General features: G+C 69.2%; 13 protein-coding genes. 6 read left to right on the forward strand and 7 right to left on the reverse strand.

Translation table 11 applies throughout. The features are described from left to right. The first annotated feature begins 7 nt into the window (after nt 1–7). Both CMC5_RS03970 and CMC5_RS03975 read left to right on the forward strand, forming a co-directional pair. Nucleotides 8–1,075, forward strand: coding sequence for an ABC transporter permease (locus CMC5_RS03970; RefSeq protein WP_050429170.1), 1,068 nt, complete (start codon nt 8–10; stop codon nt 1,073–1,075). Then, nucleotides 1,065–2,657: an ABC transporter ATP-binding protein gene (locus CMC5_RS03975; protein ID WP_082362229.1), complete on the forward strand. Its 1,593-nt coding sequence runs from the start codon at nt 1,065–1,067 to the stop codon at nt 2,655–2,657. The genes CMC5_RS03970 and CMC5_RS03975 overlap by 11 nt, the downstream gene beginning before the upstream one ends. Here CMC5_RS03975 and CMC5_RS03980 read toward each other — a convergent pair. From CMC5_RS03980 to CMC5_RS03995, 4 genes are all read right to left on the reverse strand, one after another. Then, nucleotides 2,629–3,033: a hypothetical protein gene (locus CMC5_RS03980; protein ID WP_050429171.1), complete on the reverse strand. Its 405-nt coding sequence runs from the start codon at nt 3,031–3,033 to the stop codon at nt 2,629–2,631. The genes CMC5_RS03975 and CMC5_RS03980 overlap by 29 nt on opposite strands. Further along, nucleotides 3,030–3,920, reverse strand: a complete 891-nt coding sequence (locus CMC5_RS03985) for an MbnB/TglH/ChrH family RiPP precursor modification enzyme (RefSeq protein ID WP_050429172.1) — start codon at nt 3,918–3,920, stop codon at nt 3,030–3,032. Before CMC5_RS03985 ends, CMC5_RS03980 begins: the two co-directional genes overlap by 4 nt. 5 nt (nt 3,921–3,925) lie before the next feature. After that, on the reverse strand, nt 3,926–4,678 hold the full coding sequence (locus CMC5_RS03990; RefSeq protein ID WP_050429173.1) for a hypothetical protein: 753 nt from the start codon (nt 4,676–4,678) through the stop codon (nt 3,926–3,928). 101 nt (nt 4,679–4,779) lie between these two features. Beyond that, on the reverse strand, nt 4,780–6,501 hold the full coding sequence (locus CMC5_RS03995) for a serine/threonine protein kinase (protein WP_082362230.1): 1,722 nt from the start codon (nt 6,499–6,501) through the stop codon (nt 4,780–4,782). A 376-nt stretch (nt 6,502–6,877) separates the two neighbouring features. On the opposite strand from CMC5_RS03995, the gene CMC5_RS04000 reads away from it, so the two are divergent. Further along, nucleotides 6,878–7,846 carry a tetratricopeptide repeat protein gene (locus tag CMC5_RS04000; protein WP_245678279.1) on the forward strand — a complete coding sequence of 323 codons (969 nt, stop codon included), beginning with the start codon at nt 6,878–6,880 and terminating at the stop codon, nt 7,844–7,846. 22 nt (nt 7,847–7,868) lie between these two features. On the opposite strand, the gene CMC5_RS04005 is transcribed toward CMC5_RS04000, so the two are convergent. The 3 genes from CMC5_RS04005 to CMC5_RS04015 form a co-directional block, all read right to left on the reverse strand. Next, the gene (locus CMC5_RS04005) at nt 7,869–8,384 is read right to left on the reverse strand and encodes a hypothetical protein (protein WP_050429174.1); all 516 of its coding nucleotides are present in this window, start codon (nt 8,382–8,384) and stop codon (nt 7,869–7,871) included. A 106-nt stretch (nt 8,385–8,490) separates the two neighbouring features. Then, nucleotides 8,491–9,036 (reverse strand): hypothetical protein, encoded by a 546-nt coding sequence (locus CMC5_RS04010; RefSeq protein ID WP_156338168.1) that lies wholly within the window; start codon nt 9,034–9,036, stop codon nt 8,491–8,493. Nucleotides 9,037–9,193: 157 nt separating this feature from the next. Then, the gene (locus tag CMC5_RS04015; protein ID WP_245678280.1) at nt 9,194–9,829 is read right to left on the reverse strand and encodes a 5-formyltetrahydrofolate cyclo-ligase; all 636 of its coding nucleotides are present in this window, start codon (nt 9,827–9,829) and stop codon (nt 9,194–9,196) included. A gap of 160 nt (nt 9,830–9,989) precedes the next feature. Between CMC5_RS04015 and CMC5_RS04020 the strand changes: the two genes are divergently transcribed. The 3 genes from CMC5_RS04020 (at nt 9,990) to CMC5_RS04030 (ending at nt 12,642) form a co-directional block, all read left to right on the forward strand. Then, nucleotides 9,990–11,366 carry a cytochrome P450 gene (locus CMC5_RS04020; RefSeq protein ID WP_050429175.1) on the forward strand — a complete coding sequence of 459 codons (1,377 nt, stop codon included), beginning with the start codon at nt 9,990–9,992 and terminating at the stop codon, nt 11,364–11,366. After that, nucleotides 11,363–11,980: a TetR/AcrR family transcriptional regulator gene (locus tag CMC5_RS04025; protein ID WP_050429176.1), complete on the forward strand. Its 618-nt coding sequence runs from the start codon at nt 11,363–11,365 to the stop codon at nt 11,978–11,980. Before CMC5_RS04020 ends, CMC5_RS04025 begins: the two co-directional genes overlap by 4 nt. A gap of 212 nt (nt 11,981–12,192) precedes the next feature. Continuing rightward, nucleotides 12,193–12,642 (forward strand): hypothetical protein, encoded by a 450-nt coding sequence (locus CMC5_RS04030; RefSeq protein ID WP_050429177.1) that lies wholly within the window; start codon nt 12,193–12,195, stop codon nt 12,640–12,642. The last annotated feature ends 47 nt before the right edge of the window (nt 12,643–12,689 follow it).

Genomic DNA, 12,689 nt, shown 5'->3' on the forward strand with positions numbered 1-12,689 from the left:
GATCTGGATGGAAACCCGACGTCACGCCTTCGTCGCCCTCATCGTGGCGGTCCTCATCGGCGCCGCGGTGCTCGCGGGTGTTCCGCGCGTGTCGGCTGCGAGCATCGTTGCGAGCATGATCGCCACCACCATCGCCGTGGCGACCCCACTCATCCTCGGGGCCCTCTCCGGCGTGCTGTGCGAGCGTGCCGGCGTCGTCAACCTCGGCATCGAGGGGATGATGCTGACCGCTGCGTTCTTCGGCTGGGCCAGCGCATCGTATGCGAGCACCGTGTGGGGCCTTCCGCCCTCCATCAGCCTTCTCCTGGGCGTTGCGGGGGCGATCATCTCGGGCGGCTTGCTCGGCCTCGTCCACGCCGCGCTGTCGGTGACCTTCCGAGTCGATCAGATCATCGGGGGCACGGTGATCAACCTGCTCGCCGTGGGATTGACGGGCTTCCTCAACCGACAGCTCTTCTTCGGCTCCGGCTCATCCAGCGGCGTCAGCTATGCCTCCCCGGGCGTGCTCCCTCGGGTGCACCTCCCAGGACTTGCCGATTTGCCGGTCGTCGGACGCGTCTTCGAGCAACAGCCCATCACCCTCGCCGCGATCGCGCTGGTCGTCGTGACCCACATCGCGCTCTTTCGCACGCGCTGGGGCCTGCGCGTTCGGGCCGTGGGAGAGCACCCTCAGGCCGCCGCCACCGTGGGCATCGACGTGCGCCGCATGCGCTACCAGAGCGTGATCCTGGGAGGCTGCGTGGCTGGCCTCGGCGGCGCCTACTTCACGCTCGAGTCGGTGCCCTCCTTCGAGCCGCTGATGACCAACGGCCGCGGCTTCATCGCCCTCGCGGCGATGATCTTCGGCAACTGGACCCCCACGGGCGCGCTCGCTGCCGCCTTGCTCTTCGGGTCGGCGCAGGCACTCCAGATCAACCTGCAGATGTTCCGAGAGCAGCTCTCCGGCGCATGGTCGTTCCTTCAGCACTCCTCGATCGTAGGGCTCTTGCCCTACCTACTCACCTTGCTGATCCTGACCGGTGTCATCGGCAGGACGACTCCACCTGCCGCGGATGGAAAACCCTATGACGGCTGATGCCGCCGCGACGATCGCCGCAGGGGGACCCCCATCCGAGCGTGACCGAAAGTCGTCGGAGCAGGGACGGGTTCCAGCGCTAGAAGCGCGAGGCATCACCAAGCGCTGCCCTGGTGCGCTCGCCAACGACGCCGTCGACCTGACCCTCTGGAAGGGCGAGGTGCATGCGCTGCTCGGTGAGAACGGCGCTGGCAAGACGACCTTGATGAGCATCCTCTACGGCATGCGACAGCCCGACGCCGGAGAGATCTGGCGAGAGGGCCGACCCGTCACCCTCCGCTCTCCGAGCGACGCCATCGCGCTGGGCATCGGGATGGTCCACCAGCACTTCATGCTGATCCCGCACTTCTCGGTGACGGAGAACATCCTCCTCGGAGCCGAGATCACTGGCCGCTTCGGCCTGCTCGACACCCGGCGCGCTCGCGCCGAGGTACTCGCGCTGTCACGACACCACGGCCTCGACGTGGATCCCGACGCGCGGGTCGCCGACCTGCCAGTCGGAGTGCAGCAACGGGTGGAGATCCTGAAGGCGCTCTACCGCAAGGCAGAAGTGCTCATCCTCGACGAGCCCACGGCGGTCCTCACCCCTCAGGAAGTCGCAGACCTGTTCGTCGTCCTCCGGGCGCTCAAGGCCCAAGGTGTGGCCATCGCGCTCATCAGCCACAAATTGAAGGAAGTGCGCGCCGTTGCAGATCGCATCACCGTCATGCGGGCGGGGCGCGTCGTGGAGAGGACGTCCCCCGACGAGGTCGACGAGCGACGCCTGGCCGCGATGATGGTGGGGCGCGATGTACTGCTCACCGTCGAGAAGGCTCCCGCCGATCCGGGGGAAGAGATCCTGCGCGTCGAGCAGCTCTGCGTGTCCGGAGGGCTGGACCTTCCGGCGGTGAACGTGACCCTGACCGTGCGCGCAGGCGAGATCCTGGGCATCGCCGGCGTGCAGGGAAACGGGCAGACCGAGCTCGTCGAGGCCCTGACGGGGCTGCGACGACCCGCGAGTGGACGGGTGTCGCTTCGCGGGCGGGACGTGACCCATGCCTCACCTCGAACGCTGATCGACACCGGCCTCTCCCACATCCCCGAGGACCGGCAGCGGCACGGGCTCGTGGCCTCGTATTCCGTGGCCGACAACATGGTCCTGAGCACCTGGGCTCGACCTCCGTTCGCGCACCACGGCGTCAGGGACGAGCGCGCCGTGCACGAGCGCGCCGCGTCGCTGGTGAAGGCGTACGACGTGCGGCCTCCGTCCACGGACGCGGCGGTGGCCTCCCTCTCGGGTGGAAACCAGCAGAAGGTCGTCCTCGCGCGAGAACTCGACCGACAAGTGACCTTGCTCGTCGCCAGCCAGCCCACGCGCGGGCTCGATGTCGGGTCGATCGAAACGGTTCACCGCGCCATCGTCGACGCGCGCGATCGCGGCGCGGCGGTCCTGCTCGTCTCGGCAGAGCTGGATGAAATTCTGGCGCTCTCCGATCGCGTGGCCGTGATGTTTCGAGGAGCGATCGTGGCGACGCTCGACGCACGAGAGGCGACCCGCGAGCGTCTCGGGCTGCTCATGGCAGGTGGGCAAGCCACTCCCTGAAGAGCCGTGCCTCGCCTGAGGGGAAGAACGCGGTGGGAGGCACGGCCTGGTGATACTGCTGGAACGCAGCGGTGAACTCACCCGGATCGCGCTCGAACCACGCTTCCGCGTCCGTACTGCCGCGCATCAGCCGCTCGAACCGGAGCCGCGCGACGAGCAACGCCGCCATCCTCAGGCCATCTTCATCCACCTGTCGGAGGGCACGACGCAGGCGTGGAGGCAGATCGGCCTTCTGCGTGGCGGCTCGCAAGGCGTCCAGCGGGTCGGCGGCGGTGATGACCTTCGCGAGCAGCTCCTCGTAACGAGCGTGCGCTTGCGCCTCCAGGAGGTGTCCAGACCTCCTTCCCGTCCGTGACGCGGCATGTCTCCGGGTCATCGTCGCAGCTCCAGCGTGCGGCGTACGCGACGCAGCTCCTCGCGTACTTGCAGCGCATCGCCCTCGTCGAGCACCGTCCCTTCCATGCGCTCCAGCGTGACGCCGCGCAGCTCGGGACAGCGTGGCGCCACCGCCTCGAAGAGCTGCCATACCGGCTCGGGGACCGCATCGTCGTGCCCGTCGAGCCTCAGCGTGCGCCCCGAGGGCAGCCAACCTGGCTCGCTCGTGCGACCTCCAGCCAGATGGATCTCGATCACCCGGTTCAGATCGAGCCGCGCCAGATAGTCCCGCGGCTCGAAGCCCAGGTTCTGCGCCATCGTGTACACGTTGTGGAGATCGAGCAGCAGGTGGGCGCGCGGCATGGCGAGCACCCAGCCGAGGAAACGTGGCTCGTCGAGCGGATCGCCGAGCAGAAAGTAACCCACGCTGTTCTCCACGCCCACGTCATCGACCACCTGCTGCAGCGTGCGCAGCGCGCCGCGCACGACCCGCGCCGCGTGCCGTGTCATGGGCAGGGGCAGCGGCAGCGTGGCAGCGACGCCCGCGGGGGCGCTGATGCCGAGGTGATCCGTGTACCAGCGGAACCGGAGCGCGGCGTGCGTCCTCTGGATTGCCTCGAGCCAGCAGGCGCGACGCGCCTCGTCCTTCCGGGACGCCGTGCCGACCGACAGCCCGACGCCGTGCGCCACGAACGGCTTTTGCGAACGCCTGGCGAGCGCCTCGAAGGTCGCGTGGAAGCCGTTCGGCTCGAGCTGCTCCTCGCGCTCATCGCGGGCAAACCAGAGCGTCTCGGGGGCCACCTCGTAGTAGTCGGCGTCCTCGAGCGCCGGCCCGAGCAGCTCCAGGAACGCCTCGTCGGGTTGGAGGGTGAAGCCGACCGCGGTCACGCGACTCAAGCGCGCTCGCGCTGGAGGCTGAAGAAGTACAGGAACCGACGGCTCTTCTCGGGCACGTGCCCCATCCCGCACGCCATCATGGGCCGGTTCTGCTCCCCCTCGATCGTGACCCCACACCCGCTCGCGCTCGCCCACCGCGCGCCTGCCGGGGGCTGCTTGACCAGCCGCGCGCGCACACCGGCGGCCCGCGCCTCGACCTTGCGCTCGTCTGCACCCAGCCCTTTGCGGAGGAGCGCGCCGAGGGCGGCGATGCGGCGCACGATCAGCGCATCCTCCTGCTTCCGGCGCTCCTCCCAGCTCGTGGTTGCGTCGGGGGGGTCGACCGGCAACGGCGTGTCGAGGGGCGTCGCTGTGGGCGTCGACTGCGTGTGCACCAGCACCATCAGCGGCTCGCCATCGCCCGCGTCGGGCACGACCTTCTTCAGGTCGGCCAGGGTTGCGCACACCACCTCCACGTCCGAGAGGGGGGCGAGGTCCGCATCCCCGCCGTGGTTGAGCAGCTCCCCGAACGCATGACCGCGTTCGTTCTTCAGCTCGTTGCTGAGCGGGATGATGAAGACCAGGAGCCGCCGCTTGAGCTGCTTCGCCCTCTGAAGTGCCTCCTTCACAGGCGCCGCGGGCCCACCTGCGCCTTGGTGGCCCGGCACATCACAGCCCTCGCCTTCACCGAAGGCCGTGCGGATGAACTCGGGCCATGCGCTCACAGCCAGCCCCGCCACGGTGGCGCCCAGGAGATGTCGGCGTTTCATCGGTCACCTCTCGTCTGCTGCTCAGACGGGTATCGACCCCGGAAGTTCCTGGAGCTTGGAGGTGAATGACGAGAACGGGGAGCGATGGCCCCCCCTTGGGATCAGCGGCCGAGGGAGATGTCCGGCGGATCCGGCGTCGCGGGCTTCACGGTCGTGGGCGTCGGGGGCGTCGGCCGCGTCACGTTGCCTCGAGGCCTGCTCCCGCCGCGCGGCTCGCTCGTGGCCTCCGGCTTCGGCTCCTCTTTCGCGAGGGCCACCAGGGTCGCCACGATCCGCACCGACTCGTCCGAGGGCCCCTGCACCACCGAGTAGGGCTGGTAGCCATCTTTCTGCACGGTGATCCGGCGCGGGTTCTCGCGCGCCTGGTCGTTCTGCACCGAGAGCTGGAGGGGCGTGGTACCGAGAGCTTGCCCGTCCTCGGTGACCGAGGCGCCTGCGGGCAACGACTCCACCATCAAGGTGAATGCCGTGACCTTCTTCTCGGTCGCCGTCGGGGTCGCGGCGGGTGGCGGCGTGGCGCCTTGCGTCGCGTTGCTCGGGTTGTCCCCTCGACCGAAGAGGTAGAACGCGGCCACGGCGGCGGCTGCCACGAGGCCTGCTGCGACGAGCATCGGCCCCTTCTTGTTCGATGTGTCGGCCACCGTCCCCGCTGGCGTCTTGTCCTCGCCCTTCTCTCCCGAAATGCTCGGGAGTGAGGCGCGGCCAGGCGTGGCCCCCACGATGGAGATGTCTTCCGCCGACGCCGGCAGCGTCTCCGCGTCCTTCAGTGCCTTCAGCGTGCCGCTGCGGAACGAGGTGATCCCGCTCAGCGACTCCACCGCTTGCGTGAAGCCGCCCGACACCCCGATGGACCGCGCGCATTCGCCGAGCTGCTGGACGAAGGCGTCCATCGTCACGGGGCGCCCCTCGGGATCCTTCGACAGACAGCGCATCACCAGCGCCTCGAGCGGCTCGGGGATCTCGACCTCCGGGTTGCGCTCCTTCATCCGCGGCACCGGCTGCTGCAGGTGCGCCATCAGGATCTGGATGGACTTGTCGGACTCGAACGGCACCTTGCCGCAGAGCATCTGGTAGAGGATGACGCCCAGCGAGTAGACGTCCGTGCGCAGGTCCACCTTCCCGTGCGAGATCTGCTCGGGCGACATGAAGCGCGGAGAGCCGAGGAACGCGCCCTGCTGGGTCAGCTCCTCCGAGTCGTCCGAGAGCACCTTCACCAGGCCGAAGTCGAGGATCTTCACCGCCTCTTCCCCGTCCTCGCTCGCGCACAGCATCACGTTGGAGGGCTTGAGATCGCGGTGCACGACGCCCTGCTTGTGCGCCTCGCGCAGCCCACGGGCGATCTGCTTCGCGATCCGCATCGCCTCGGGCGGCGGGAGCCGGCCCATGCGCCGAACCCGGCGGAAGAGCGTCTCCCCCTCCAGGAACTCCATCGCCATGAAGTAGCGCTCACCCTCGGCGTCCTCGATGCGACCGTAGTCGAACACGGTGACGATGTTCGGGTGCTGCAGCTTGGCGAGGATGCTCGCTTCGAGGAAGAACCGCTTGTGGAAGTTCGGATCGAGCTGCCGGGAGGTGACGTTCGGGATGAGCACCTTCACGGCCACGGGGCGACCGAGCGGCATCTGCTCGCCGCGGTAGATCGTCCCCATGCCGCCGGTGGCGAGCATCGAGATGATCTTGAACTTCCCGTTGAGCTCCTTACCGATGAGGGGATCGACCACCTCGGCACGTCCCTCGGCGCGTGGTTCGGCGCGTGGTTCGGCGCGCGTCTCGGTACGCGGTGGCTCGCTGGGCTTCGGTGCGACCTTCTCTTCGGGGCTCATGGGAACTCCGTCACTTCCCCAGACTGACGATGCCAAGCCGCAGGCCCGAGGCCACGAGAATAGACCCTCGCGGGATCTCTTTGAGGCGGCTCATGGTCTGTAGATATGCACGTCTAGATTGTCGGCGCAGTCTAAACGGAAGGTGGCGCGTTGGCGACCTTTCCCTCATCGGAGTCACCGAGAGGCCTTCTTCCAGGCCCCGGTGCGCCCACCTACCTCCTCGGAAATCGCGCTGGCGCTGGCGTCCGGGGCACCCCGCGCCGCGCCTGCTCGGTCCACGAGCCGCGCGCGGGGCTTGTTTCCAGGGGCCGACGGGGTATCGAGTGGGGCTCACCTGGCCCGACACGCGCCAGGGCGGAACAGGAGACCTGAGCAAGTGATCCGGCGCTGGTGGAAAACGAAGACGTACCGCCGGCTGTACGACGCGGTCGCGGACGCCTTCGCCGCGGGGCGAGACGCGGAGGCGGAGGCCGCGTGCGAGCGGGCGCTGTCGCTGGCCGAGGATCTCTATGGCCCCGAGGACCCGGAAGTTCTTCCCCTCCTGTACGCCCGGAGTTCGGCGCAGCTCGCGCAAGGGCGTCTCGAGCAGGCCGAAGCGAGCTGCCGTCGGGCCATCACCCTCGCCGAGCGCGCCGAGCGCACGGAAAGCATCGAGCCGCCCCTCTCCAGGCTGCTGATGCAGCTCGCCTCGATCCTCGAGCGCCGCGGGGACCTCGACGGCCTCGAGGCCCTGCTCCAGCGCATGCTCGCCGGATACGAACGCATGCGCGACCCGGAGCCTTGCGAGCACGCCGTCGTGCTCACCCGACTCGGGCTGCTGCTCGGCCGGAAGGGCCGTCGTGACGAGGCGGCGCCGCTCCTCACCCAGGCCATCACCTTGCGGGAGACCGTGTTCGGAGCCGACCACCCGGTCGTCGCCGAGGCCCTGTTCAACGCGGCCACGCTGCGACCCAAGGGAGCCTCCCCCGAGCCGGCGGAGGAGATGCTGCGCCGCGCCCTCGCCATCGCCGAGCGCCCCTCCGGCGCCACGATCGACCCCCTGGTCCGCGCCTCGATCTTGCACAACCTCGCGGTGGTGCGCGAGGAGCAAGGGGCGGTGGACGACGCGGCGTCGCTCTACGAACAGGCGCTCGACGTGCGAGAAGGGCTCGTCGGCGCCGAGCATGTCTCCCTCCGGCCCACCCTCGTGCGGCTCGCTCAGCTGCGTCATGCCCAGGGACAGCTGACCGCGGCGCTGCCCTTGTACGAGCGCGCGCTCCCCCTCGCCGAGATCGAGCACGGCGCAGGCCACCCCATCCCCGAGGCGATCAAGGCGTGGATCGCGGGCGCGCGCAGCACGAACTGAGCGCCCTGCGGTGCGAGGCGGCTCACGCCTCGGGGACATCGGGCGAGATGGGGGGCGCCTTCCCGGCGAGCGCGCGGACCAGGTAGACGAGGATGGCCACCGTGCCCCACGTCAGCGCGAGGGCCACGCCCACGTCCACGATCCCTCGGTACACGGGCGGCAAGAACCGGATCATCACCACCAGCGCGACGATCCCCACGAGCAGCCCCCAGCTCACGATGAGCAGCCGCCTCGTCGCGTGCAGGAACCCCATGCACACCAGCGGCGCCAGCAAGACGAGGTGGGGCCGGGGGTTCGACGCGATGTGCAGCGCGCGGGCCACCACCCGTGGAGAGAAGCGCTGCTGGAAGCCGCGGTAGCCCTCCGCGTAGCAGATGAGGACCGTCCAGACCGCGAGCAAGGCGTACTGCCCTGTCGAGAGCGTGTGCGTACGCAGCATCTCCACGCCCAGCGAGCCGAGGCGGAGGATGGCCTCTCCGAGCAGCAGCACCACGCCGCCCACTCCCCACAGGATCACGGCCAGGGCGCTCAGGCGCATCGCCCCTCCTTAGCATCCCGAGCCGGCGCCGCGAAAGCATCCGGAGCCCGTGAGGTGAACGGCGCACGAGGAGGCCGGACGCGCGTACCCCAGGCGCCCGCTGCGATCAGCGCGCAGGCCGCAAGCGGAACGCGCCGCAGAGCGGGTGCTCCATGCGGCCAGCGAAGAGCGACCCGTCCTCGGACAGCTCACCGCTCATGCCGACGGAGACGTAGTGACGGGGCTGCGAGATCCAGGCACCTGGGGTGAGCATCACCCTGCCGGTTTCCGGGTGCACGCGTCCCGCCATCAGGTAGCGACCCGCCGCGCCCGAGTCGAGGTGATGGAAGTCGAACAGAGCGCTCACGTGCTGACCTCGGACGCTCAGGATGTGCAGCGTCAGTTCCGTGGTGCCCTGCGGGCAGTCGTAGTCGCCCTGCCATGCCTTGACCTGACCGAGCGGGTTGCCCTCCCGGGGCGCATCGGGGATCCATCCCTCGACCGCCGGCTCGGGGGCGGGCTCTTGCAACACGACCACCACCGCCTGGCGCTCGGCGGGCCGGGCCGTCACCTGCGGTGGTGGCTCTGCCTCCAGGTAGGGCGCCGGACCGCAACCCAGCGCTCCGGGCATCGTGACCAGGAACGCGAACCCCAGCGCTCTCACCTGGCTCATGGTCGCAGGAGCGTACCACGCCCTGACGACTTCGCTCTCCCGCCCGGCCTCGTCCTGCGCGCCCTCCGGGTCGAGGTGGCCTGCGCGGCCGCTCCACCCGACCGAACCTGAACGTCCTCATTGGAGCGCGCTGCCGACGGCCTTCTCCACGCTGCGCTCAAGGGGCGGGTGGCGTCTCGGCGGCGGGCGCGTCGATGCGGAGCACCCGCGTGTCGGTGACCACCACATGGACTGGCACGTCGGACGCCGTGTCGGGAATCTCGGACACGAGCTGGAAATCGAACGCCACCGCGATGGCCCGCGCTGGGGGACAGAAGCGGGGCAGCGTGCGATCGTAGTACCCCGCGCCGTAGCCGATCCGGTAGCCCCGCGGATCGATCTGCAAACAAGGCACCACGATCACGTCGAGCGCGAGGGCCTCCTCGTTCGACGGCCCGGGCTCGCAGAAGCCGGAGCCTTGCTCCTCCATCGCGTGCGGATCGTCGACGAAGCGGAAGGTCATGGTGCGCGTGTCGCGATCGACGGTGGGGTAAGCGATGCGTGCGCCTCGTTCCCGCAGCCGGGCGTCGAGGGCGACGAGGTCCACCTCGTTGCGACCCTCGATGGGAAAGAAGAGGGCAATCCGGGACGCCGCGGCGATCTCGGGCAGCGACGACAAGGTGTCCTGGATCTGAGCCGACCGCTTCAGGATCGCGTCCCGCGGCACGGCACCCCTGACCCCACGAGCCCGCTTGCGCATGGCGGCTTTGGCGCGGAAGCGCAGCTCGACCTCGAGATTTTCGTCGATGTCCATGGTGATGAGCGGACCGAGGGTAGCATCTGGGAGCGCCTTTCGACGCCGCGTCGCGCGCCGGCTCGGATGACCTAGCCCGCACCGTCGGGAGCGCAGCTTGTAGGAAACCGGGGACGCGATTACGGTTTCCTCTGCCCTCCCTCGCCTTCAGGAGATCCGCATGGTCGCTCTGCCCCCTGGCCCGCCGCTCGCCCCCCTGCACACCCTGTTCGCCGGGCTCGACACGCCACGTTTCTTCAAGTCCTGCGTGTCCCGGTACGGCGACCCGTTCACCGTGACGCTCCCGGCGGGCAAGGTGGTGGTCACGGGCCATCCCGACGGCATCCGGGAGATCTTCACCGCCGAGCCCTCGACCTTCGGCGCGCTCACGCAGATCCCCCTGCTGCCGGTCCTGGGGAAGAGTTCGATGCTCCTCCTCGAAGGTCAGGCGCACAAGCGGGAGCGCCGTCTGCTGATGCCTCCCTTCCACGGCGATCGCATGCGCGCGTACGGCACGTTGATGCGGGACATCACGCTGCGCCTCGCGGCCACGCTCCCGTCGCACGGCGCGTTCACGGCGATGCAGCTCACCCAGGCCATCTCCCTGGAGGTGATCATCCAGGCCGTCTTCGGTGTGAAGCAGCCCGAGCGCGTGAAGGCCTTCCAGGACACCATCGCCAGCTACTTCTCCTCGTACACCGTCCCGCTCATGTTCGTCCCGCCGCTGCGGCGCTCCTTCCACGGCGTCTCTCCGTGGGATCGCTTTCAGCAGACGGCACACCGCTTCGACATCCTGCTCGACGAGGAGATCGCCGCGAGGCGGCGGAGTTCGGTCGAGCACGAGGACATCCTCAGCCTGCTGCTCTCCGCCCGTGACGAGGAGGGGACGCCCATGACCGACGAGGAGATCAAGGACGAGCTGCGGACCATGCTCATCGCTGGCCACGAGACCACGGCGATCACCATGGCGTGGGCGCTCTACCACGTGCATCGGCTCCCGGCAGTGAAGGCGCGGCTGCTCGACGAGCTCGACGCGCTCGGCCCGGACCCTTCGCCCGATGCGCTGGCGCGCGCCTCCTACCTGGGGGCGGTGTGCGACGAGGCGCTGCGGCTCGACCCGGTGGTGATCCTGGTCCCGCGTCGGCTCAAGGCTCCGATGACCTTGCGAGGGGTCGCGCTGCCCGCCGGGATCGGGGTGATGGGCGCCATCGTGCTCGCGCACCACGATCCGACGATCTTCTCCGAGCCGGACCAGTTCAAGCCGGAGCGCTTCCTCGACCGAAAGTACTCGCCGTTCGAATACCTACCGTTCGGCGGTGGCGCGCGGCGCTGTCTCGGCGCGGCGTTCGCGCTGTACGAGATGAAGATCGCGCTCGGCTCGCTGCTGCTCGCGCACCGCTTCTCGCTCGACGAGCAGGGGCCGGTGAAGGCCGTGCGGCGGAACGTGACCTTCGGACCGAAGACCGGCGTCCGGCTCCGGCACGACGGTGTGCGTCCCCGGCCTGCGTCTCCGGCCAACCCGGGGCTGAAGGGTGCGGGGGAAGGGGCTGCTGCGTGAGCGGGGTCGGAGACGCACGCGAGCGGATTCTGCGCGTCGCAGAGGCGCAGTTCCTCGCGCACGGACTCGGTGGCGTGACGATGGACGACATCGCCGCCGAGCTGCGGATGAGCAAGAAGACCCTCTACCAGCACTTCCCGAGCAAGGACGCGCTGTGCGTCGCAGCGATCGAGCGCGCCATGGCCAACCTCGACGCGGAGCTGGAGCAAGCGATCGCGAGGGAGGCGGCGAGCTTCGACGAGCTGCTCGCGCGCGTCGCGCAGATCGTTGCGACGCGGCTGAAGGGGACGGGCCCGCTGCTCCAGGAGCTCTCTCAGGATGCGCCGGCGCTCTACGAGCGGCTGCAGACCCTGCGGCAGGAGGTGATCTACCGTCGACCTGGCGCGTGGATCGCTCAGGGCATGTCGTCGGGCGCCTTGCGGGACGACGTGCGTCCAGAGCTGATCGTTCGCATCCTGCTGACGCTCGCGCACCACATCATCGAGCCGAAGGCGCTCTCGGAGCTGGGCCTCGATCCGTCCGAAGCCCATCGACAGATGATGTCGGTGATCCTCGATGGCATCCGGGTGCGTGCTCCTGCTCCTCTTTCTTCATCGAGGGCCGAGGAGTCGTGAGCGAGGGCTGCGGGACTGGGGCTGCTGGCTGACGAAGCAGGGGGCCGAGGCTCCTGTGCGCTTCCGGCTCTCGTCGTTGCCTACCTTGTGCGGGGAGCGTCGGGAACGGCGTGGTGGATGTAGGGTGCGTCACGTAGACCTCGTGCCCCTGTCCAGGGAAATCAGGGAAGCGGGCCGCCTGGGGTGAAGGTGTCTCGGGTTTGCGAGCTGGCTTGGCGGAGGAGCCTCGGCATCTGGCAAGCGCGACAGCCATCAAGGCCGTGATGAGGTCGCGGTCATGTAGCGGCGAGGGCATCGACGCCGCGATGAGGTCGCGGTCACGTGGCGGCGAGGGCATCGAGGCCGCGATGAGGTGGCGGTCATGTGGCGGCGAGGGCATCGAGGCCGCGATGAGGTGGCGGTCATGTGGCGGCGAGGGCATCGAGGCCGCGATGAGGTGGCGGTCACGCGACGGCGAGGGCATCGAGGCCGCGATGAGGTGGCGGTCACGCGACGGCGAGGGCATCGACGCCGCGATGAGGTGGCGGTCACGCTGCCGCGAGGGGGGTGACGAAATGCTGCGGTGCCGTGCGCGAGGACGTCTTCCTCGTCGAAGGGGGCTGCAGGGGAACCCCGCCTTCCTCATGGAAGGCGAGGTGGGGTGGGATGAGACGTCAGCGTGATGCGCTCGCCGCCATCCCTGGCTGAGCAGAACGGAACGTGCGAGGTG

Source organism: Chondromyces crocatus, from assembly GCF_001189295.1.
GTDB lineage: Bacteria > Myxococcota_A > Polyangia > Polyangiales > Polyangiaceae > Chondromyces > Chondromyces crocatus.